Origin of the sequence: Streptomyces chiangmaiensis (genome assembly GCF_036281785.1) — a bacterium.
Lineage (GTDB): Bacteria > Actinomycetota > Actinomycetes > Streptomycetales > Streptomycetaceae > Streptomyces > Streptomyces chiangmaiensis.
Window position 1 is genome coordinate 13,064 of sequence record NZ_JAYWVC010000018.1, and the last position, 20,365, is coordinate 33,428.

Annotated in this window: 26 protein-coding genes; 14 read left to right on the plus strand and 12 right to left on the minus strand. The window is 70.9% G+C overall.

What is annotated here, in order from left to right; all coding sequences use genetic code 11:
• Window positions 1–74 precede the first annotated feature (74 nt).
• The 4 genes from VXC91_RS08570 to VXC91_RS08585 all read right to left on the minus strand — a co-directional run bounded on the left by VXC91_RS08570 (window position 75) and on the right by VXC91_RS08585 (window position 2,314).
• Entirely contained in the window at window positions 75–245 is a 171-nt protein-coding gene (locus VXC91_RS08570) for a hypothetical protein (protein WP_329506337.1), read from the minus strand.
• Window positions 246–775: 530 nt separating this feature from the next.
• A complete protein-coding gene (locus VXC91_RS08575) occupies window positions 776–1,222 on the minus strand; it encodes a type II toxin-antitoxin system PemK/MazF family toxin (RefSeq protein WP_329506338.1) in 447 nt (148 codons plus the stop codon).
• 81 nt (window positions 1,223–1,303) lie between these two features.
• Window positions 1,304–1,498 (minus strand): antitoxin, encoded by a 195-nt coding sequence (locus VXC91_RS08580; RefSeq protein ID WP_329506340.1) that lies wholly within the window; start codon window positions 1,496–1,498, stop codon window positions 1,304–1,306.
• 114 nt (window positions 1,499–1,612) lie between these two features.
• The gene (locus VXC91_RS08585; protein ID WP_329506342.1) at window positions 1,613–2,314 is read right to left on the minus strand and encodes an SDR family oxidoreductase; all 702 of its coding nucleotides are present in this window, start codon (window positions 2,312–2,314) and stop codon (window positions 1,613–1,615) included.
• A 104-nt stretch (window positions 2,315–2,418) separates the two neighbouring features.
• Here VXC91_RS08585 and VXC91_RS08590 point away from each other — a divergent pair, with 104 nt between their 5' ends.
• From VXC91_RS08590 to VXC91_RS08600, 3 genes are all read left to right on the plus strand, one after another.
• A complete protein-coding gene (locus tag VXC91_RS08590) occupies window positions 2,419–2,928 on the plus strand; it encodes a winged helix-turn-helix transcriptional regulator (RefSeq protein ID WP_329506343.1) in 510 nt (169 codons plus the stop codon).
• Between the two features lie 86 nt (window positions 2,929–3,014).
• Entirely contained in the window at window positions 3,015–3,587 is a 573-nt protein-coding gene (locus VXC91_RS08595; RefSeq protein WP_329506345.1) for a TetR/AcrR family transcriptional regulator, read from the plus strand.
• 82 nt (window positions 3,588–3,669) lie between these two features.
• Complete coding sequence (locus VXC91_RS08600) at window positions 3,670–4,686, plus strand: alcohol dehydrogenase (protein WP_329506346.1); 1,017 nt, start codon at window positions 3,670–3,672, stop codon at window positions 4,684–4,686.
• Window positions 4,687–4,703: 17 nt separating this feature from the next.
• Here the strand turns inward: VXC91_RS08600 and VXC91_RS08605 are convergent, their stop codons facing one another.
• Entirely contained in the window at window positions 4,704–5,627 is a 924-nt protein-coding gene (locus VXC91_RS08605; protein ID WP_329506347.1) for a LysR family transcriptional regulator, read from the minus strand.
• A 142-nt stretch (window positions 5,628–5,769) separates the two neighbouring features.
• Here VXC91_RS08605 and VXC91_RS08610 point away from each other — a divergent pair, with 142 nt between their 5' ends.
• The 3 genes from VXC91_RS08610 to VXC91_RS08620 all read left to right on the plus strand — a co-directional run bounded on the left by VXC91_RS08610 (window position 5,770) and on the right by VXC91_RS08620 (window position 8,132).
• Entirely contained in the window at window positions 5,770–6,072 is a 303-nt protein-coding gene (locus VXC91_RS08610) for a muconolactone Delta-isomerase family protein (RefSeq protein ID WP_329506348.1), read from the plus strand.
• A gap of 106 nt (window positions 6,073–6,178) precedes the next feature.
• The gene (locus VXC91_RS08615; protein WP_329506350.1) at window positions 6,179–7,441 is read left to right on the plus strand and encodes a YbfB/YjiJ family MFS transporter; all 1,263 of its coding nucleotides are present in this window, start codon (window positions 6,179–6,181) and stop codon (window positions 7,439–7,441) included.
• A gap of 82 nt (window positions 7,442–7,523) precedes the next feature.
• Window positions 7,524–8,132: a GOLPH3/VPS74 family protein gene (locus VXC91_RS08620; RefSeq protein WP_329506351.1), complete on the plus strand. Its 609-nt coding sequence runs from the start codon at window positions 7,524–7,526 to the stop codon at window positions 8,130–8,132.
• A 19-nt stretch (window positions 8,133–8,151) separates the two neighbouring features.
• Here the strand turns inward: VXC91_RS08620 and VXC91_RS08625 are convergent, their stop codons facing one another.
• Both VXC91_RS08625 and VXC91_RS08630 read right to left on the minus strand, forming a co-directional pair.
• The gene (locus VXC91_RS08625; protein WP_329506352.1) at window positions 8,152–8,847 is read right to left on the minus strand and encodes an SDR family oxidoreductase; all 696 of its coding nucleotides are present in this window, start codon (window positions 8,845–8,847) and stop codon (window positions 8,152–8,154) included.
• A gap of 128 nt (window positions 8,848–8,975) precedes the next feature.
• The gene (locus VXC91_RS08630; protein ID WP_329506354.1) at window positions 8,976–9,365 is read right to left on the minus strand and encodes an SgcJ/EcaC family oxidoreductase; all 390 of its coding nucleotides are present in this window, start codon (window positions 9,363–9,365) and stop codon (window positions 8,976–8,978) included.
• 78 nt (window positions 9,366–9,443) lie between these two features.
• Between VXC91_RS08630 and VXC91_RS08635 the strand changes: the two genes are divergently transcribed.
• Both VXC91_RS08635 and VXC91_RS08640 read left to right on the plus strand, forming a co-directional pair.
• Window positions 9,444–10,076 (plus strand): TetR/AcrR family transcriptional regulator, encoded by a 633-nt coding sequence (locus VXC91_RS08635; RefSeq protein ID WP_329506356.1) that lies wholly within the window; start codon window positions 9,444–9,446, stop codon window positions 10,074–10,076.
• Between the two features lie 49 nt (window positions 10,077–10,125).
• On the plus strand, window positions 10,126–10,689 hold the full coding sequence (locus tag VXC91_RS08640) for a CGNR zinc finger domain-containing protein (RefSeq protein WP_329506357.1): 564 nt from the start codon (window positions 10,126–10,128) through the stop codon (window positions 10,687–10,689).
• Between the two features lie 108 nt (window positions 10,690–10,797).
• On the opposite strand, the gene VXC91_RS08645 is transcribed toward VXC91_RS08640, so the two are convergent.
• On the minus strand, window positions 10,798–11,082 hold the full coding sequence (locus VXC91_RS08645) for an alpha/beta fold hydrolase (RefSeq protein WP_408057350.1): 285 nt from the start codon (window positions 11,080–11,082) through the stop codon (window positions 10,798–10,800).
• 341 nt (window positions 11,083–11,423) lie between these two features.
• On the opposite strand from VXC91_RS08645, the gene VXC91_RS08650 reads away from it, so the two are divergent.
• The 3 genes from VXC91_RS08650 (at window position 11,424) to VXC91_RS08660 (ending at window position 13,291) form a co-directional block, all read left to right on the plus strand.
• Window positions 11,424–11,849, plus strand: coding sequence for an Ohr family peroxiredoxin (locus VXC91_RS08650; protein WP_329506358.1), 426 nt, complete (start codon window positions 11,424–11,426; stop codon window positions 11,847–11,849).
• Between the two features lie 78 nt (window positions 11,850–11,927).
• A complete protein-coding gene (locus VXC91_RS08655; protein WP_329506360.1) occupies window positions 11,928–12,107 on the plus strand; it encodes a hypothetical protein in 180 nt (59 codons plus the stop codon).
• 203 nt (window positions 12,108–12,310) lie between these two features.
• The gene (locus VXC91_RS08660) at window positions 12,311–13,291 is read left to right on the plus strand and encodes a D-cysteine desulfhydrase family protein (protein WP_329506362.1); all 981 of its coding nucleotides are present in this window, start codon (window positions 12,311–12,313) and stop codon (window positions 13,289–13,291) included.
• A 124-nt stretch (window positions 13,292–13,415) separates the two neighbouring features.
• On the opposite strand, the gene VXC91_RS08665 is transcribed toward VXC91_RS08660, so the two are convergent.
• From VXC91_RS08665 to VXC91_RS08675, 3 genes are all read right to left on the minus strand, one after another.
• Window positions 13,416–14,903, minus strand: a complete 1,488-nt coding sequence (locus VXC91_RS08665; RefSeq protein ID WP_329506363.1) for a flotillin family protein — start codon at window positions 14,901–14,903, stop codon at window positions 13,416–13,418.
• Window positions 14,904–15,036: 133 nt separating this feature from the next.
• The gene (locus VXC91_RS08670) at window positions 15,037–15,255 is read right to left on the minus strand and encodes a hypothetical protein (RefSeq protein ID WP_329506364.1); all 219 of its coding nucleotides are present in this window, start codon (window positions 15,253–15,255) and stop codon (window positions 15,037–15,039) included.
• Window positions 15,256–15,280: 25 nt separating this feature from the next.
• Window positions 15,281–16,705: an amidase gene (locus VXC91_RS08675; protein WP_329506365.1), complete on the minus strand. Its 1,425-nt coding sequence runs from the start codon at window positions 16,703–16,705 to the stop codon at window positions 15,281–15,283.
• A 159-nt stretch (window positions 16,706–16,864) separates the two neighbouring features.
• Between VXC91_RS08675 and VXC91_RS08680 the strand changes: the two genes are divergently transcribed.
• Both VXC91_RS08680 and VXC91_RS08685 read left to right on the plus strand, forming a co-directional pair.
• Window positions 16,865–17,899, plus strand: a complete 1,035-nt coding sequence (locus tag VXC91_RS08680; protein WP_329506366.1) for a LacI family DNA-binding transcriptional regulator — start codon at window positions 16,865–16,867, stop codon at window positions 17,897–17,899.
• Window positions 17,900–17,935: 36 nt separating this feature from the next.
• Window positions 17,936–18,430: an aldehyde dehydrogenase family protein gene (locus VXC91_RS08685; RefSeq protein WP_329506416.1), complete on the plus strand. Its 495-nt coding sequence runs from the start codon at window positions 17,936–17,938 to the stop codon at window positions 18,428–18,430.
• Here the strand turns inward: VXC91_RS08685 and trxA are convergent.
• Entirely contained in the window at window positions 18,342–18,728 is a 387-nt protein-coding gene (gene trxA / locus VXC91_RS08690) for a thioredoxin (protein ID WP_329506367.1), read from the minus strand. The two genes, VXC91_RS08685 and trxA, sit on opposite strands and share 89 nt — an antisense overlap.
• Before the next feature lie 119 nt (window positions 18,729–18,847).
• Here trxA and VXC91_RS08695 point away from each other — a divergent pair, with 119 nt between their 5' ends.
• On the plus strand, window positions 18,848–20,278 hold the full coding sequence (locus VXC91_RS08695; RefSeq protein ID WP_329506369.1) for a dihydrolipoyl dehydrogenase family protein: 1,431 nt from the start codon (window positions 18,848–18,850) through the stop codon (window positions 20,276–20,278).
• Window positions 20,279–20,365 lie beyond the last annotated feature (87 nt).

Consider the following 20,365-nt stretch of genomic DNA (forward strand, 5'->3'; position numbering starts at 1 on the left):
GCGATATCGCGCACCGGATCGTCCCGCCGCAAGTGTTTCCTCGCCTGCCGGGGGGGATGAGGTGTCGGCGTTGCCTACCGGGCGATGCGTGCGAGTGCCCCGTCTTCAGGGTTGCCGTACTTGGCGATCACCTGCTCGTCGGTCATCTGGTCGACTTCTTCGCTTCGTTCGACGGGAAAGATCACGTGGGTGTCCCTCTCCGTCCAGTACTCGACGACGCGGTGAGTGGCGGTGGCCCGGCTCATGGTGTGCTCCCTCGTGGTGCGTGGGTGGTTCAGGTTGCGTCTGTGCACGTCGAGGGTCAAGGGGAGTGAGGGCTTCCGTTTTGGTCGACGGAGGCGTACGTTCGGCTCACCCCGCGAGGGCGCCTTTCGAGGCGTCGGCCCGCAGTCCCGGAAAGAGGCGGGCCACGCGGGGGCCAGCTTCCTTGTGCCGGCCGACGGTGCCCGCCGCCCGGCCGATCTCTCTCAGGCCGACGGTGCCTGGCGGGCGTCGTCGCTCGCCGAGCGCGAGTGGCGCAGGCGCCCGCTGGGGAGCGGGCGGCCGCGAACTGAGCTGCCGTCAGGGACGGCGATCTTTCCCTGCGTCCGGAGCGAAGGCCAAGGCGTCCGGCAGACGCGGGCAGGGGCGCCGCAGCCCTTGTTGCGACGCCCCTGCTGTTCGAGAGGATTTCGGCGAGGTCGTCTTCGCCGTGCTGGACCGCACGCCGGATGCGATGACGCGGGGCGCGTTCACTCGCGCTCCTGCGAATGTGTGCGCCCCGTGACCTCGTCCCTCAGTTCCAGCGGTATCGCTCCCGGAGCCGGTGCACGACGAGGTTGAACCGCATCCGGTCCAGGGCGCATGCCTCGCGTCGCATCCCGGCCTCGTGCAGTCGCAGGACGCGGTCGACGTCCACCCATGAGTCGCGCCCGGAGCGGTCCCAGGGCCCACTGCCGATCGGTACCCACTCCTGGTCGCCGGCGTGGCGCTTGCTGGACAGTTGCACAGCGAGGAGCGTGCCCGCCGCCTCACGGGCGACCACGAGCACGGGACGGTCCTTGCCGCGCCCGTCGTTCTCCTCGAAGGGCACCCACGTCCAGACGATCTCCCCGGGGTCGGGGTCGCCGTCGTGTGCGGGGGAGTACTCGGTGCGCACACGCCCGACCTGACGGGGGTCGGCCTCGGTGGTCGCGGCGGGCCCGTAGCGGCCGGGGACGTCTTCATCGGTAAAGGCAGTCACGCGGCTCACGTTAGAGCGTCGCCGCGTGCGCTCACCGAGCGGGGGCGCGGCGTGAAACCGCGTCAGTTCACCGTTGCCGCGTCACGGCTGGGGCGGGTTGTCCCGGTCCTGCGGGGACCGCATCTGCTGCCGGAGCGCGTCCGGGCCCTTGTCGACCCCGCCGGCGGGCCTGCCCTGGGTGTTCTCGCCGGCGGGACGACCAGCCTGGTCGTGGCTCTCGCCCACGCGTTCCCCGTGGCCCGTCAGCATCCGCTTGAGCTTGTCCATCACGGACATCGTGCCCTCCTTGCCGGTGTTTCTCCCTCCAGCATCGGGGTCCCCGGCCTGACGTGCATCCGGTACGGCCCGAGGGCGTTGCCCGACTCCGGGTGGCCGGGCCGACGGGGCCGGTCAGAAAGCTATCTCGTGCAGTCCCGCGATCCCGCCGGAGAGCGCCGCACGAGTCCGCCTGGTGAACTCGTCGACGAGTACTTCGTCCGCGTCGCTCTCCAGTGCACGCATCGTGTGCTCGGCCACCACGTCCGCCCCGATCTTGGGGGCGTCGACCGCAGCGCTGAGGTCGGTGTCGACGAAGCCGCAGTGCACGCCCACCACCAGTGTCCCCTGCTTGCGCAGACCCTCGCGGAGCGCGTTGGTCAGCGACCACTGCGCGGCCTTGGAGGCCGAGTAGCCGGGTGACGCCTCCAAGGCCCACCAGGAGGCTGCTGAGAGCACGTTCACCAGCGCCCCGCCACCGCCCGCCGCGAGGATCGGAGCGAACGCGCGGGACACCGACCAGGTGCCGAAGTAGTTGACCTCCATGGTCGTGCGAGCCGCGTCGAGATCCCCCTCCAGGAGACGCGTACCGCCGCCCTGGCCGGCGTTGTTGATCACGATGGTGACGTCCTGGGCCGACTCGGCCGCCGCGGCGATGGTCCGCGGGTCCGTGACATCCATGAGGAGCGGTGTGAGCCGCGGATCGGTCACGGTCTCCGGCCGGCGCACCGCCGCGTAGACCTTCGCCGCCCCCCGGTCGAGCAGGGCTCGGCCCAGGGCCGCGCCGATGCCGCGGTTGGCACCCGTGATCAGAGCCGTTTGTCCTTCGATGCGCATGGGTCGCCTCTTCGATGTGGGGGCGGGGTGTGTCCCACCCAGCTGTATTGGCTAATCCAAGTTAGCACATGGATTGGATTTTCCAAGTCATGTAGGTTGGGTGCATGGCCAGAGCGAAACGACCCGATGTCACGCCGGACCAGCCCGTCTGCTCGATCGAGCGGAGTCTGGCTCTCCTCGGCGACCGCTGGACCCTGCTCGTCGTTCGCGAGGCCTTCGCGGGTGCGACCCGGTTCAGTGACTTCCGTGACGCCCTCGGCATCGCCACCGATCTGCTCACGCAGCGCCTCGGGTCGCTGGTGGACGCGGGCGTCATGGAGCGCCGCACCTATCAGGAGCCGGGTCGACGGGCCCGTTTCGACTACCACCTCACCCAGGCGGGGCGTGATCTGAGGCTGGTGCTCGGCGCGCTTCAGCAGTGGGGGGACCGGCATCGCCCGCCCGTGGGCGGGCCGAGCGCCCTGCGGCGCAGCCGTACGACCCTGCAGCCCCTGGATGTCGCATTTGTGGACGGCGGTGGCGCGGCCGTCGACATCGCGGATGTGGAGTTCGTGCTCAATGACGGCGGCCGTGCGGCCACGCGGGCGCAGAAGTGCGAGGGGTTGCCCGGCTGACGGAAGGTGCTGCCGGGCCGGGGCGCTTGACGATTTTAAGTAGACTGGTCATATTGATTTCACCAGTAGAACCGAGGTGACATCCCATGGCCCGGGCCTCCAAGCGCGAACAGATCGCGCAGGCAGCTCTCGAGCAGTTCCATTCGCGCGGCTTCCACGCCACCGGCATCAACGACATCACCGCTGCCGCCGGTGCCCCGAAGGGGTCGTTCTACAACCACTTCTCCAGCAAGGAGGAGAGCGCGCTGGAGGCGCTGAGCCGCTACGCCGACGGCCTGCGGTTCGACATCCTCGTCACGCCGGGGCGGCCCGCCCTGGACCGGCTGCGGGCTCACTTCGAGTTCCTGGGGCGGATGATGTTCGACAGCGGTTTCGCGCGCGGCTGTCTCGTCGGCAACTTCGGGGCCGAGGTCGCCGATCACAACGCCACGATCAGGGCCGCGGTCAGGCAGAGTTTCGACCAGTGGGCAGGCCTGATCGGCCAAGTGCTGGCCGAAGCCCGGGAAGCGGGCGAACTCGACGCCGGCCTCGACGTGGACGAGGCGGCGCGGTTCGTCCTCAGCGCTTGGGAGGGCACGCTCCTCGTCGCCCGCGCCGACAAGACCTCCGCTCCCTTCGACAGCTTCTTCCACATGGTCTTCGGCGTCGTCCTGCGCTGAGCGCGCCGCGCCGGCGGTACCGGGCCGGCACCACATCCACTGTTCGGCCCAGGGGGCCGGCAACCGATCCAGGAGAGTCAGCATGTCCACGTATCGAGCCTTCGAGGCCACCGGCGTCCACCAACTGCGGCTGGTGGAGCGCGAGCTGGTGGAGCCCGCACCCGGTCACGTCCGGCTGAGGGTGCAGGCATGCGGCGTCTGCCACACCGACGTATTCGCCGTGGAGGGCCTGCGCCCCGACCCCTCCGAGCCGGTCGTGCCCGGTCATGAGATCGTCGGGGTGATCGACGCGGTGGGTCCGGGCGTCACCGCCTGGCAGCCGGGAGACCGGGTCGGGGTCGGGTACCTCGGCGGCCAGTGCTGGGAGTGCGAACAGTGCCGGCGTGGTGACTTCGTCAACTGCCTCAACCAGCAGCAGACCGGCACCACCCACGACGGCGGCTACGCGGAGGTGGTCTACGCGCGGTCCAGCGGACTCGTCCGCATACCCGACGGTCTGACCGCCGTCGAGGCCGCGCCGCTGCTGTGCGCCGGCCTGACCACGTTCACCGCCCTCCAGCAGGAATCCACCCGTGCCGGTTCTCTGGTGGCCGTCCAGGGGATCGGCGGACTGGGCCACCTGGCCCTGCAGTACGCCCGTAGTCTCGGCCACCGCGTCGTCGCGATCGCGCGCGGGAGCGACAAGGAGAAGCCGGCGCGTGAGCTGGGTGCCCACGAGTACATCGACAGCACCGCTCAGGACCCGGCCGCGGCCCTGCGTGACCTCGGCGGCGCGGCGCTCATCGTCGCCACCGCTGCCAGCGGTGCCTCCATGGGTCCCCTGGTCGACGGCCTGGCCCCGGGTGGGAGGCTGGTCGTGGTCGGCGCCGCCGCCGACCCGATCACGGTGTCCACGGCCGGCCTGATCTTCGGCACGCACACCATAACCGGCAGCCTGACCGGTTCGTCCATCCAGAACGAGGACAACCTCGCCTTCGTCCTTGCGCAGGGCATTCGACCCGCCGTCGAGACCATGCCGTTCGAGCAGGCGATGGACGCCTACGAGCGGATGCTCTCCGGCAAGGCGCGCTTCCGCGTGGTCCTCGACGTCGCCTCCTGAGGGCGATGCCGAGCCCGTCAGCGCCTGTACAGGTCGTCGCCGGGCAGCCAGGCGTCCGGGGCCTGGATGCCGAGGTCGTCGACACCCTCGGTCAGGGTGTCGACGACGGCTCGGACCGAGGCGCGCTCCTCGTCGCCGCGCCAGACCAGCGACCAGGTCCAGTAGATCTTGGGTGCGACCAGGGGGCGCCTGATCAGGTCGGGCGGCACGGCGGCGCTCTGACCCTTGGGGGAGTTGACCACCGGACGGCGGCAGCGGCGGACGTGGTCGAAGAACGCGGCGCCGGTGATGCCGCCGTCGGTGATGTGGACCGCTCGGGCGCCGGTGTCGTCGGACAGCTGCTGGGCAAAGGAGTTCCAGGACGCCCAGGACGTCGTGTCCGCGTCGAGGAGAACCGTGGTGTCCCGGGTGCGTACGTCGCTGTCGTCACCCCCGGGGGCGACGGCGTACAGCCGGTCGGCGCCGATGAGCCGCGCCTGGAGGCCCAGGCGCGCCAGGTCCTCGGCTCCGATCCAGCACACCGCGACGTCGAGGCTGCCGGCGGCCACCCGGGCGGCCTGGGCGTGAGAGGGCGCGACCCAGGCGTCGACGTGCACTTGGGCGACCGCGGCGGTACGTGTAGTCAGGTCCGGGGGCAGCCAGTTGACATAACCCAGCCGTACCGGCTCCGACCCGGCGAGACGGTCGGCCCGGCGCTTGAGGTCGTCGGCCCGCTCCAGCAGGGCGCGGGTGTGCGGGAGCAGGGCGGCGCCGGCCGGGGTGAGGGACACCGAGCGGCGGTCCCGGTCGAACAGCCGCACACCAAGGTCGCGTTCGAGCGCCTTGATCTGCTGCGACAGTGAAGGACCGGCGATCAGCAGCCGCTCGGCGGCGCGGCCGAAGTTCAGCTCCTCGGCGACTGCGAGGAAGTACCGCAGCTGGCGTAGCTCCACGTCCGCCATGCTACGTCGCTGGGAGGCTCCGCCTACCAGCAACGAGGAAGCCGATCATGGCCTTTGCCCTGGTCGCAGCGGGACCATGGGGGTCACGGCAATGCGTCGGCGTCCCGGCACCGCGGGGAGCCCGCCCACTTGGAGAGGGATCATGCGCGAGTTCCTGGTCGAGATCACCACCACGGTTCCCGAAGGCACGAGCCAGGAAGAGGTGGACCGCCGTCGCGCCGCCGAAGCCGTCCGGGCCGGGGAACTGGCCGCCGCCGGGCATCTCGTACGGCTGTGGCGCCACGTCGGCCAACTGCGCAGCCATGGCGTCTGGCGTGCCGCCGACGAGGACGAACTGCACGAGAAGGTGCTCGGCACGCTGCCGTTGCGCCCGTGGATGACGCTCCACGTCACCGCGCTCGAATCCCACCCCAACGACCCGGGCCGCACCGACTCCGCGTCCTGACCCCAAGGCGCCCGCCCTCAGCGCCGTCCGGTCGCTTCCGCGCGCCGGGGGCGGCGGACCGAGCCCCACGGACCTCCGCCCGGACCCATCTCCCGAGGACATGTCCATGAGTGCGCGCATCGAGCGCCTTTCACCCGCCGGCACCACCACCGCACGGCACTCGCCCTGGGCCCACGTCGCCCGGGCCGCAGCAGCGCTCGCGGCCGGCATGGGGGTCGGCCGCTTCGTCTACACGCCGATCCTTCCTCTGATGCACACCCAGGCCGGGCTGTCCGCCGGAGCCGGTGCGCACCTGGCCACCGCCAACTACGTCGGCTACCTCATCGGTGCCCTCACGGGCATCCTGGCCCCTGCGCTGGTCCGCTCGTCTTTCGTCCTGCGCTGCTGTCTGGTCGTCCTGACCCTCACCCTGGCCGGGATGCCCGCCACGCACAGCAGCGCGGCATGGCTCGTACTGCGGCTGCTGGCCGGGATCGCCAGCGCCCTGATCTTCGTCATCGCGGCAAGTTCCCTTGTCAGCCACCTCAGGGAGCATCCCGCCCATCTGCCCGGGTGGGCCTTCGGCGGAGTCGGCGCCGGAATCGCGCTGTCTGGCCTGCTGGTCCTCTTGCTGCGCACCGTCGCCGACTGGCAGCCCGCCTGGTGGGCCTCGGCCGCGCTCTGCGCCGCTCTCGCCGCGGTCTCCTGGAACCTGTGGCCCGAGGAAGCGCCCGCTCCCGGTGACGGCGTCACGCCGGTGCGACCGAGGGCGCCCACGCACCGCTGGTTCAGCGCCCTGTTCGTCAGCTACACGCTGGAAGGCATCGGTTACATCGTCGCCGGCACCTTCCTCGTCGCCGCGATCGGGCAGAGCACGCCGGGCTGGGCCGGCAGCGGCGCCTGGGTGCTCGTCGGTCTCGCGGCAGTGCCGTCCTCGGCACTGTGGGCCCGGCTGGGACGCCGCTGGTCCCGTCCCGGCCTGCTGCTCGCCGCACTCGTCGTCCAGGCGGTCGGCATCGCCCTGCCGGCTCTGTTCGGGTCGGTTGCGGCCGCCCTGGTCTCCGCGGTCCTGTTCGGCGCCACCTTCATCGGCGTCAGCACCCTGGCCCTGGCCACAGGCGCGCATCTGCGGTACCCCCGTTCCGTCGCCCTGCTGACCACCGGGTACTCCGTGGGTCAGATCGTCGGACCGCTCACGGTCGCGCCACTGCTCCACCACGGCTACCGCCAGGCGCTGCTCCTGGCCGCCCTCGTGGTCCTCGCGGCCGCCCTCACCGCAGGGCTTGTGCGCATCGGGTTCCCGCACCACATGACGGTCGCACGGCACGGCGTGCCCCAGGACCGGACCGCACCGGTCGACGCTGCTACGGCCTCGACCGACCGCACCTGACCGGGCCGCGCTACTGTCGGGCTGACGGGGCGGCCGCTCAGCGAGGCGTACCGCCACCCCGCGCCGAGATGTGGAGTCACGCATGACCACTGCACGGGATCTGCTCATCGTCGCCCTGGACGCCACCCCGGGCGGTCCTGCCGAACCGGGTGATCTGTCGCTGTCGCTGGCGGGAGCCGAGCTGATCGACCTCGTCGACGCCCGGGCCATCACCCTGGACGGTGACCGCATCGTTGCGGCCGACCCGCCGGTGACGGACGACCGCCTGGTGCAGGACGCCGCGTCGTCACTGGTGCGGCAGATGCCCTACGAGTCGGTCGAGGACTGGCTGTGGCGCAGGGGGCGTGGCCTGTCATCCGCCTACCTGGCCGCCTTCGAGGAGGAGGGGCAGTTCAGGCGGCAACGCCGCCGTTGGCTGCCGTCCTGGACCGGCGAAGCGGTGCTGGTGGATTCGCCCGCACGGCGCCGGGCGGCGGACCGGTGGGCCGCCCGGGAGCCGGTGCTCGCCACCCTCGCCGCGACGGCCGGGATCGGGGACACGCCGGCGGGGGAACTCCCCGACGAGATCGGCGAGGTGGCGGCGACGGTGCTGGCCGCCGTCGACGACGCGGTGACGGAGCTGACGGCGGTACGACAGCGGCGGGACATCGAGAAGGCGGCCTTCGACAACATCTGGAGGGGACCCGTCTGAGGCAGGCGGGTGCCCGGTCTCAGGGGGCTTCGGCGTCCAGCGGGCGGCACAGGTTCGCCTTGACCTCCCGAGTGCGTTCGTCGGTGAGGACCTCGACCCGGTTCTCGAGCAGAGCGTGCATGGTCTGCTGGGCGACGTCCTCGGGAGCGATCTTCGGCGCGTCCACCCAGGAGGCCAGGTCCGTCTCCACGAACCCGGCATGCACCGCGACCACCTGTGTTCCCTGGTCCCGCAAGCCCTCGCGCAGCGCGCTCGTCAGGGACCACGCGGCGGCCTTGGACGCCGCGTAGCCCGGCCAGCCGGGCCGGCCGACCCAGGACGCCACCGACAGCATGTTCACCAGGGCACCACCCCCGTTCCGGGCCAGAACGGGGGCAAAAGCGCGGGCGACGGCCCAGGTGCCGAAGAAGTTGACCTCCATGGCCTCGCGGGCACCGTCGAAGGAGCCCTCGAGGAGCTTGGTCTCCCAGCCCCCGGCACCGGCGTTGTTGATCACGATCGTGACGTCACCCGCCGCCTCGGCGGCCGCGGCGACCTGCTCATGGTCGGTGACATCCAGCCGCAACGGGGTGAGATCCGCGTCGGCCACACTGTCCGGGTCCCGTACGGCGGCGTAGACCTTGGCCGCGCCGTGGTCGAGCAACGCGCGGGCGAACGCCCTGCCGATACCGCGGTTGGCCCCCGTCACGAGGGCCACCGAGCCATTGATGTCCATCGCTCCTCCTCCGCAGTTCTGCTGTGCCCGGCCACGAAGGGGCACTTGCCCACCGACTCACCATCGCGCGGGGCACGACGGCTCGCACCCGCGGAGCCCTGCGGGGCCTCCCGCGCCGGTCGGGTGCCTCAGTGGTCGGTGACGACCCGGGACACGTGGTACTGGCGGATCCGCCAGGTGTCGTGCTCGCGCCGGAGGACCAGCGACAGGTGCACCGGGGCTGCCCAGCCGTGCGGGTCGCTGAAGGTCACGTCCGCGAAGCCGCCGGCCGCGTCTTCGCCGATCGTGTAGGTGTTCAGGACGGTGACGTCGGCCGTGCGGTCGTCCGGCACCGCCGCGTAGTAGGCGTGTACCGCGTCGCGGCCGGCCTCGACCTTCGGGCCGAAGCCCTGGAAGAGGGCGTCCTGCGTGAACAGGTCGGCCATCGCCCCCACCTGGTGGCCGTCGAAGGCGGCCTTCCAACGCTCGAGGACCACGCGTACGGGGTCCGCGACGGTCTCGGTCATGGGTTCCGTCATGGTGTCGGGTTTCCTTGCTATGCAATAGACGACTGGTCTAGTAAATTCACGCTAGACGACCGGTCGTAGACTTGCAACATGGGACGAACCAGTGATGCCAAGGAGCGGATCCTCGCCGCCGCTCAGTCGCTGATCGAGCAGCGCGGTTTCTCGGCGCTGGGAGTGGCCGAGATCTGCAAGGCGGCAGGTGTGCCGAAGGGCAGCTTCTACTACTTCTTCGACTCCAAGGAGGTGCTCGCCCTGGCGGTGCTCGACGAGCACTGGGCCGGGCAGCGCGCCGGCTGGAGCCGTGTCCTTAGCGGGGACGCGCCCCCGCTCGAGCGCCTGCGGCGGCTGTTCGAGGAGACGGAGGCCGAGCAGCGCGCCGGGCAGCAGAGCTGCGGTACCGTCTCGGGCTGCCTGTTCGGGAATCTGACCCTGGAGATGAGCAATCAGACCGAAGCCATCCGCGAACGGCTTCAGCAGATCTTCGAAGCGCAGGTGGACATGGTCGAGGAGGTCGTCGCGGAGGCCCGTCAGGACGGAGAAGTCACCGTCTCGGACAGTCGCGAGGCCGCACGGTCCGTGGTCGCCCAGCTTGAGGGCCAGGTACTGTTCGCCAAGCTCTACAACAACACCCAGCGCCTCGACGCCCTGTGGGAGAACTGCCTGGCCCTTCTCGGCGCCACGGCGCCCGGTGCGGCGCACCGGGCGGGAGCGTCACTTGTCTGAGGGGTGATGCGTGGTTGCCGTGTTACATGTCACCTGCCAAAATGGTGACGTGAAACTGGAGCATGCATTTCCGTGCGGAAGCCCTGCTCTCGACTTCGCTGCGACGCTTCGTGCCCGTCGTTCGGTGCGGTTCGAGATGTTCGTGTCTCCGGACCGGCTGGACGCCTGGTACGTCGAGTCCGGAATCGTCGACGCCGTCACCCCGAGCCGCGAGTCCGATGTCGAGCGGGCCATCGAGGTCCGGGAGGCGATCTACACGCTGGTCAGCGCACGGATCGCCGGGGAGGACTTCGACCGGGGGGCCCTCGCCGTCGTCAACGGCGCGGCCCGCACACCGTCCGCCACGCCTCAGCTCACCCCGTCGGGGCGCTGGACGGATGCGACGCCCGACGAGGCACTGTCCGCCGTCGCGCGGCACGCCATCGAACTCCTGGGGGGTCCGGATGTGCCCTTGATGAAGGAGTGCGGCAATCCGCAGTGCACGCGGGTCTACATCGACCGTTCGCGTGGCATGCGCCGGCACTGGTGCGGCATGGAGTCCTGCGGGAACAAGCTCAAGGCGCAGGCCTACCGTGCCCGCAAGAAGGAGGCCAAGGTACCCGCCTCCCGCTGACCGGCGCCGGCCCGTGCGCGCTCCGGTTGATGGCCGACCCGCCGCACCCGGTGGGGGACTTCACCGTCGGGGCGGGGGGCCGGCCGTCACGCTGTCCGCTTCCGTGGATCAGAGGCGCAGCAGGGAGCCGGCCTCCACGACCGCTTCCGCGAACGCCTCGGGGGCCTGCTGGGGCACGTTGTGGCCGATGCCCTTGAGGGTCCTGTGTACACAGGGTCCCGAGAACTTGTCCCGGTACATCGCGCCGTCACCGGCGGGTGTGAAGGGGGCGAGCTCGCCGTCGAGGGTGATGGTCGGAACACCGATCACGGGTCCCTGTGCGAGCCGTTCCTGGGCGCCGTATCGCGGATCGCCCGCCGCGAGGCCCAGTCGCCAGCGGTGGTTGTGGATCACGATGTCGACGTAGTCGGGGTTGTCGAAGGCGGTGGTGGTGCGCTCGAACGTGGCGTCGTCGACGTGCCAGGTCGGCGAGCTGAACTTCCGGACCAGCCGTGCCGGCTTGTCCCGTGGCCCCGCAGATGGGCTCGTGGCAAGACCCTTGCATGACGTTAGTCACCAGTCAAACTGGTAACGTAATCCGGTTCCTGTGCGTGGTAACGGCGTGTTCGCTGGCCAATTGCCTGGTTGAAAGCGATGTGGCATCGAGCATCACCCCCTTGACTGGTGATGCATGTGCATGCAGTGTGGTGGTCACAGGTTCGACCCTGACGATCACCACGGAAGAGAGATTCGCCATGGCTGCCACGTACACGGGCGTTGTCACATCCACGAGCGAGGGTCGCAACGGAGGCCGTGTCGTCGCCGAGGACGGTCTGCTCGAAGCCACGCTCGCCATCCCGAAGGAGCTCGGCGGTGCCGGCGGGGCCACCAATCCCGAGCAGCTGTTCGCCGCCGCATGGTCGTCGTGTTTCGTGGGTGCGGTCAAAAGGGCCGCCACGCAGCGGAAGGTCACCCTGAAGGGCGTGTCCGTCGAGGCGGCCGTCACGTTGCACCACGACGACCCGAGCGAGTTCGGTCTCAGCGCCGTGCTCAAGCTCGAACTGAGCGGCGTCGACCAGCGGACGGCGGAGGAGCTCGGCGCCGCCGCCCACCAGCTGTGCCCGTACTCCAAGGCCACCCGGGGCAACATCCCGGTCACCATCGAAGCCACCGCGGTCTGAGCCGACGGTGAGCCCGCCAGGGACGACCGGCCCCGGCGGGCCCGGCCTCCACCCGCGTTCGTCACAAAGGAGAGCGAGATGTCGCAGAAAGAGAAGCAGTCTCCGGATGCCGCCGCGGTCGCGCGCCACGCACGCTTCGGCACCTTGCCCGAGCGCATACGCCTGGAAGACACGGTGGCGGAGAGCCCGGCCACCGTTCCGGACCCGGCGCGGGACCACTACAACCCCGACGAGTGGCTCGTGCGCACCTGCCTGTGAGTCCAGCGGCCGCAGCCGAGCAGCGGTCCCCCAGCCCATCCCCCTATGACCCGGGAATACCGAAATGATGTTCAAGGCCTTTAAGATCATGTCGGCCCTCGTGGCGACGGTCGTGATTGCCGTCGGCTGCTTCACACAGGTCTTCTGACGACCTCCGGCACCACCGGGGCGGACACCGGCGGCCCGCTCGATCTGGAGATCCCATGAGTGACAAGATCGCCCTGTCGACCTGGCCCACACCGCTGGAACCCATGCCCCGGCTGGCGGCGGCGATCGGGCTGAGCGAGGGCGACCTGTGGATCAAGCGGGACGACCTCGTCGGCCTGGGAGGCGGCGGCAACAAGGTCCGCAAACTGGAATGGATCGTCGGGGCGGCCCTCGCGGAGCGCGCGGACACCCTGGTCACCACCGGTGCCGCACAGAGCAACCACGCCCGGCTCACCGCGGCCGCCGCTGCGCGCCTGGGACTCGACGTCGTGCTCGTCTTCCCCGGCACACCCGACGGCGCCGAGAACGGCTCGGGCAACCTCGTGCTCGACGGCCTCTTCGGCGCGAGGATCTTCTGGGCCGGGGAGGGTGCTCCGAGCGACCTGGCCGGCGCCGCCGAGGACGTCTGCCGGCAACTGGACCGGGACGGCGCCCGCCCGCACCTGATCCCGTTCGGGGGCTCCAGTCCCCTCGGAGCACGGGGATACGTCGAAGGCGGCGAGGAGCTTCGGGCCCAACTGCCCGAGGTGGACCACGTCGTGGTGGCGCTGGGCTCCGGCGGCACCATGGCCGGACTGATCGGCGCCCTGGGCGTCGAGCGCGTCCTCGGCGTGCACTGCGGCGCGGTGGCCGAGCCTGCCACGACCGTGGCCGACCTCGCGGGCGCCCTCACGGGCCGCGCCCTTGCCCCGGACGCCCTCCGTATCCGTACCGACCAGGTGGGCGCCGGATACGGCGTCCTCCACGAGCCCGTCCTGGAGGCCATGCGGACGGCCGCGGCCATCGAGGGCATCGTCCTGGACCCGATCTACAGCGGACGGGCCATGGCCGGGCTGATCGCCGCCGTCCGGGACGGCGACATCCGCAGAGGGGAGCGCACCGTGTTCCTCCACACCGGTGGACTCCCAGGCCTCTTCGGACACGCCGAGACCGTGCACCGATCCGTCGCAGCACTGCGCCTGCACAGCCCCGGCTGAACTCGCCCCTGCCGCAGAACGCGCTTCGGGTGTACGGAACATCTTCCGTACGCCCGAAGCCTCGGTGCATCAGCGGCTCAGTGCCTCGGCGCCGGACCGGCTCGGCGGCTCACCGCGCGGAGCCTCACCCCTCGTCCTTCTCCACCGTGACCTTCTCCGGGCGCGGCGGCGTGAATCCGTTGCGTCCGGCCGCGCCGTTCACCGATGTCCCGTTCTGGTTCATCGAGGACAGCAACTGGCGGGCAAGACCCAGACCGGTGCCACCCATCGTCAGTGCCTTGGCGAACATGTCGGCCATGCCGTCGGCACCGTTCAGCAGCACCATGTTGTCGACGTTGCCGAAGGCGGACGCGCCCGCCTGGACGATCTCCGGCCACCTCTCGGCCAGTTGCTGCGCGACGACGGCCTCCTGGTTCTCCGCGAGGGCCGCGGCACGCGCCTTGATGGCCTCCGCCTCCGCGAGACCCTTGGCCTTGGTCGCCTCGGCCTCGGCCAGCCCCCTGGCCTGGGCCGCGGCCGCCTCCGCCTCGCCGGTGGCGCGGGTCGCCGACGCCGTGGCCGCACCGCGTGTCTTGGTCGCCTCGGCCTCCGCGCCCGCGGCCGTCTTGACCCGGGTCGCCTCGGCCGCGGCCGCCAGTTCGGTCTCCTTCGCCTTCGCCTGCGCCGAGGAGATACGCGCGTCGCGCTCGGCCTCGGCCAGCGTGCGCTTCTCGTAGGCCTTGGCGTCCGCGGGCTTGCGCACGTCCGCCTGGAGCTGCTGTTCGCGTCGGTGCGCCTCCAGTTCGGCCACCCGGGTCTCCTGCACGACGACCTCCTGCCGGGCTGCCGCATCGGCGAGCGGACCGGCCTGGCGCGCCTTGGCGCCCGCCTTGTCGCGTTCGGCCTGGTAGCCGGCCTGCAGGATCTCGCTGTCCCGCGTGGCCTCCGCCATCCGCGCGAACGACTGCTGCTCCGCCTCGGTGGCGAGACGGTTCGCCTCCGCCTGTGCGATGCGTGCGTCCCGCTGAACCGCCGCCGCGTGCGGTGCGGCGAGGTTGCGGATGTAGCCCGTCGGGTCCTCGATCTCGTGGATCTGCAGTGAGTCCACGATCAGGCCGAGCTTCTCCATCTCCGTGCCACACGCCGCCCGGGTCTGCCCGGTGAGCTTCTCCCGGTCACGGATCATGTCCTCGACCGTCAATCCGCCCACGATGGACCGCAGATGACCCGCGAACACATTGTGCACGCGTTCCGACATCAGCTTCTGCTGGTCGAGGAAGCGGCGGGCCGCGTTGGCGATCGACACGAAGTCGTCGCCCACCTTGAAGATGACCACGCCCCGCACCCTCAGCGGAATGCCCTGGTGGGTCACGCAGTCCACCTGAAGTTCCGTCTCGTTGAGGTCCAGCGAGAGCTTGCGCACCGCCTGCATGCCCGGCAGCACCAGCGTGCCGCGCCCCGTGACGATGCGGAAACCCATGCCTTCTTCGAGACCTTCGGTCCGATGCTTCGAACCGGAGATGATCAGTGCTTCGTTGGGCTCCGCCACACGCCACATGAGCTTGAAGACACCAACGATGCACATCAACGCGAGGACAACAGCCCCCGCCACGACGCCGATGACCATCGGCATGCGCCCCCTCTGCCTGGTGCCTGGTCGGCACCGAACGAAGGGAGTGTGCGCCTGCGCAAGCCGGGGGTGAAGACGCTGACGGATCCTTGTCGCAAACTTGACACGTACGGCCCTCGCCTGCGAGGAGGCGGGCTCAACTGTCGTACGCCGCCTCGACGTACACCGTCCGCGGCGGCAGGTGCTCCACGATCATGACCACCGTGCCCGGCTCGATGCGCCGCTTCCCGTCCGCGGGATAGGCGAGGAAGTGCTCGGCGCCGCCGCGCACACGGACGATCACCTCACCGACCAGCCCGGGACCCACGGTGCCGGTGACACGCCCCATCAAGCCGACCAACGACGCATCGTCCATGGTCACAGCGTACGGTCCAACGGGCCTATGCCGCCCGTGTGTCCGTGGACTCCTCGTGCGGCGGCCACCGTTCGTGCCACCCGAGGTCCGCCTCCAACTGCGCGGCCAGCGAGACCAGAAGCGGCTCGCTGTGCGCCGGACCGAGCAGTTGCGCACCCACCGGCAGCCCTGCGTCGACGAAGCCGGCCGGGACGTTGACGCCGGGCCAGCCCAGCACGTTCCACGGCCAGGCGTACGGGCAGGCGGCGATCATCGCGCGGTCGGTGCTCCAGCCGCTCATGTTCGCCAGCGTTCCGATGCGCGGCGGGGGAGTGGCTGCCGTCGGCGCGAGGACGACGTCGTACGACGCGAAGAGCGCGCCCACGCGGCGGTGCAACGCTCCCTCAGCCCGCCGTGCCACGCGCAGCGGCACCCCGCCGAGCAGCCGGCCCAGGCGGGCGGTGTCGCGGGTGCGCCGGTCGAGGAGGTCCGGGTACGGCACGACGCGTACCCACTCGGCCACGCCGACGGTCGCCCGCGGCAGGAAGGTGAGCCCGATCTGCCCGTACCGCGGCTCGGCCTCCTCGACCACGTGCCCGAGCGCGGCGAGTCGCTCCGCCAGGGTGAGGACCCGCTCCCGTACGCGGGGATCGAGCCGTGCGGGCAGCGCGGTGAAGGGCGGCTTCAGCGAGAGCGCGATCCGAAGCCGGCCAGGGTCGCGTCCCACCGCCGCCGAGACGTCGAGCGCGGGCGGCCGGTGCGCGTCGTCCGCGTGGTTGCCGCTCGCCGCGTCCAAGAGCAGTGCCGCGTCCCCGACCGTACGGGCGAGCGTGCCGTTGACCGTGATGCCCTGGAAGGACTCGGGGCTCGGCCAGGTCGAGATGCGGCCGCGCTGCGGTTTGATGCCGACCAGGTGCGTCCAGCCGGCCGGGATGCGGATCGACCCGGCACCGTCCGAGCCGAGCGCCGCTGGAATCAGGCCGGCGGCGACCGCCGCGGCCGACCCTCCGGACGAGCCGCCGGGGGTGTGGTCGAGGTTCCAGGGGTTGCGGGTGGCACCGAAGGCGGGGCCCTCGGTGAACGGCCACTGCCCCAGCTCACAGGTGTTGGTCTTGCCGACAATCACGGCCCCTGCCGCCCGCAGCCGCCGTACCGCCTCGCCGTCCTCGGCCACCGGCTGAAACTCCCCCGGGCAGCCGAACGCGGTCGGTTCGCCCGCCACGTCCATGTCGTCCTTGACGGCCACCGGCACGCCGAGCAGCGGTCGCCGCACCCCGGCCGCGAGCTCCCTGTCGGCCGCCTCCGCCTCGGCGAGCGCGGCCTCGGCGCGCACCAGGCGGAAGGCGTTGACCGAAGGCTGCGTCGCTTCGATCCGGGCCAGCGATCGCTCCACGAGCACTCGGGAGGTCACCTCGCCCGCGGCGAGTATGCGGGCGCAGTCGGCCAGCCCGGGAGTACGGTCGGAAGCCATGCGGGACACCTCCGCGAGTCCGTTGTCTACCGAACGGTAACCTGTGACCGCGCCGGACGGTGCGGAACGCGCAACTTCCCTTGTCAGGATGGTCGTTGAGGCATCGTTCGCACCCGGGAGGCGGCCCGCCGCGGCGGTTCTGCAAGGATGCGGTGCGTCATGGTGCAGTTACCTGAACAGCCCGTCACTTCGTCGCCCGCCCCCTCCGCCGTGCCGACGAGTGCCGATGTGGCACGCCTGGCCGGTGTCTCACGCGCGACCGTCTCCTATGTCCTCAACAACGCCAGGGCCGTACGTATCAGCGAACCCACGCGACGGCGCGTCCACGAGGCCGCCGAGGAGCTCGGGTACGTCCCGCACGCCGCGGCCCGCAGTCTGCGCGCCGGCCACAGTCGCATGGTGCTCATGCCCTCCCCGAACGTACCGGTGGGCCCCCTCTACAGTCGGTTCATCAATGAACTGCAGTGGGCCCTCGGTCGCTTGGACTACACGGTCGTGCAGTACGCCGGGATGGGCCTGCACGGTGACGCGGCGGCCCGCGCCTGGGCGGAGCTGCGACCGGCGGCAGTGATCGTCCCCGGCGCCGGCCTCGGTCCGCGGGGCGTGCAGATCCTCAAGCGCTCCGGCGCGCGCGCCGTCGTCATCCTCGGCCCCGAACGTGTCGAAGGCGCCCACACGCTGCTCCTGGACCACTACGGAGTCGGCCACAGCGCCGGAGTGCACCTGCTCGCCAGGGGCCGTCGCCGGATCGGCGTGGTCATCCCGCAGGAGCCCGGCCTCGAGTACTTCTCCAAGCCCCGTCTCGAAGGGGTCAGGTGCGCGCTGGAGGACACCGGGGCAGCCGTCACCGAGCTGCCGCTCGCGTACGAGGAGGAGGCCGCCGCCCGAATCGCCGCACGCTGGCGCTCGCTCGGGCTGGACGCCGTGTTCGCGTACAACGACGAGTACGCGATGCTGCTGATGCGCGCCCTGCAGGACGACGGCGTGGGCATTCCGGAGGAGACTGCCGTCGTGGGCGCCGACGACCTGATGCTCGGGCGGCTGCTGCGCCCGCGGCTGAGCACGGTCCATATCGAACTGCCGTCCGGACACGGCCTCGCCGAGCTGGTCGACCATGTGGTGCGCGATCCTGGAAGTGTGCCGGAGGCGCACAAGGTGCTCGGGACGCGGATCGTGCACCGCGAGTCCAGCTGAGCACACGGGAGACGTGGTCTGCGCACCCCGGACCGCATCGGTGGCGAGCACACCCGGCCGACGGTGCCGGCCGGCGTCGGCGACGGCACACCCGCCTGTACGGAGGACGTTTTCGGGCCGGTCGCGCCCATGCGTCCGTTCCACATTGCGGAAGAGGCCGCGACCCTCGCGTCAGCCGGGCCGCACTGCCCATCGGTTGGGATCGTCACCCGGGACACCGCGCACGGTCTGGAACTCGCCGAGCGCATCCACGCGGGCACCGTTCACATCAACGACCGGAGTGTCAGCGACGATACCGTCGAACCCTTCGGGGCCGCCGTCTCCCGCGGCACCGCCGCCCGCTTCGGCAGTGAGGCCGCGGTGGAGGCCTTCACCGGCCGGCGCCGGACGACGGTGCGCGAGGAGATGGGGACGTACCCCTTCCAGAGGTCGCTTCCAGATGTCACTCGCCGTTCTGCTCAGCCTTCGCCTGCTGCTCGGCGACCGCCTTGCGGACCTCGTCCATGTCCAGCTTGCGAGCCTGCCCGATGACGTCGTCAAGGGCCGCCTGCGGCAGGGCACCCGGCTGCGCGAACACGGCCACCCGGTCACGGACGATCATCAGCGTGGGAATCGACTGGATGCCGAAAGCCGCCGCGAGCTCGGGCTGCGCCTCGGTGTCCACCTTGGCGAACACCAGGTCCGGGTTGTCCTTGGCAGCGCTCTCGTAAACGGGGGCGAACTGACGGCACGGCCCGCACCAGGACGCCCAGAAGTCGATCAGGACGAAGTCGTTGTCCTGGACCGTCTGGTCGAAGTTTTCCTTGGTGAGCTCCACGGTGCTGCTCATTGCCTATCCCTCTTCCTGATGTCGGGGCTGAGCCGCTGTCCACAACGGCGACACAGGGACATGTATTCCGCGCACATACCCGTGTGGCAACCGCGCACACCAACAACCAGACTGTCCCCATGACGGAAACGGAATCCATCGCCTACGACGTAGTGGTGCTCGGCGCCGGACCCGTGGGGGAGAACGTCGCCGACCGCACGCGTGTGGCCGGCCTCTCCACCGCGATCGTGGAGAGCGAACTGGTCGGCGGCGAGTGCTCGTACTGGGCGTGCATGCCCAGTAAGGCCCTGCTGCGCCCGGTGATCGCTCGCGCTGACGCCCGCCGCGTCCCCGGCCTCGCCCACCTGGCGCAGGGCGCCCTCGACGCGCCCGCGGTCCTGGCCCACCGCGACTACGAGGTGTCGGACTGGAAGGACGACGGCCAGGTCGCCTGGGTGGAGGGCATCGGGGCCGACCTCTACCGGGGCCTGGGGCGGCTCGCCGGGCCACGCACGGTCACGGTGACCGGCCCCGACGGAGAACAGCATGTGCTCACCGCCCGGCACGCGGTGGCCGTGTGCACCGGCAGCCGCGCCCTGCTGCCCGATCTGCCGGGGCTCAGCGAGGTGAACCCGTGGACGAGTCGCGAGGCGACGAGCGCCAAGGCCGCCCCGGGCCGGCTGATCGTCGTGGGCGGCGGTGTGGTCGCCGTCGAGATGGCCACGGCCTGGCAGGCCCTGGGCTCCCAGGTGACCGTCCTCGTCCGCGGCAAGGGCCTGCTGTCCCGGATGGAGCCTTTCGCCGGAGAACTGGTCGCCGAGGCGCTCACGGAGGCGGGCGCGGACGTACGCATCGGTACCTCGGTCGAGTCGGTACGGCGCGAGGGCGGCACCCTCGTGGTCGTCACGGACGCCGGCGACCGCCTCGAGGCGGACGAGATCCTCTTCGCCACCGGCCGCGCACCTCGTACCGAAGACATCGGGCTCGAGACCGTCGGCCTGAAGCCCGGCTCCTGGCTCTCGGTCGACGACACGCTGCGGGTGACGGACAGCGAGTGGCTGTACGCGATCGGTGACGTCAATCACCGGGCGCTCCTCACCCACCAGGGGAAGTACCAGGCACGGATCGCGGGAGCGGCGATCGCGGCCCGCGCCGCGGGCGTTCCGCTACTGGAGACGGACCGCTGGGGCGCCCACTCCGCGACCGCCGACCACGCGGCCGTCCCCCAGGTGGTCTTCACCGACCCGGAGGCGGCGGCCGTGGGCCTCTCCCTCGCGGAGGCGGAGGAGGCAGGCCACCGGGTGCGCGCGGTCGACATCGATCTGTCACGCGTCGCGGGGGCCGGCCTGTACGCCGACGGCTACCGCGGCCGGGGCCGCATGGTCGTCGACTTGGACAGCGAGATCCTGCTCGGCGTCACGTTCGTCGGTCCCGGCGTGGGCGAGCTGATCCACTCGGCGAGCATCGCGATCGCCGGAGAGGTGCCGATCAACCGCCTGTGGCATGCGGTGCCGTCGTACCCGACGATCAGCGAGGTATGGCTGCGTCTGCTGGAAGCGTACCGGGGCTGACGCTGTCACCCGGCAGGGGGACACTCTGAGCCCCCTCGCGACCTTCTGCATCACACCGACCGCCCGATTCCCTGAGGACGGCAGGAC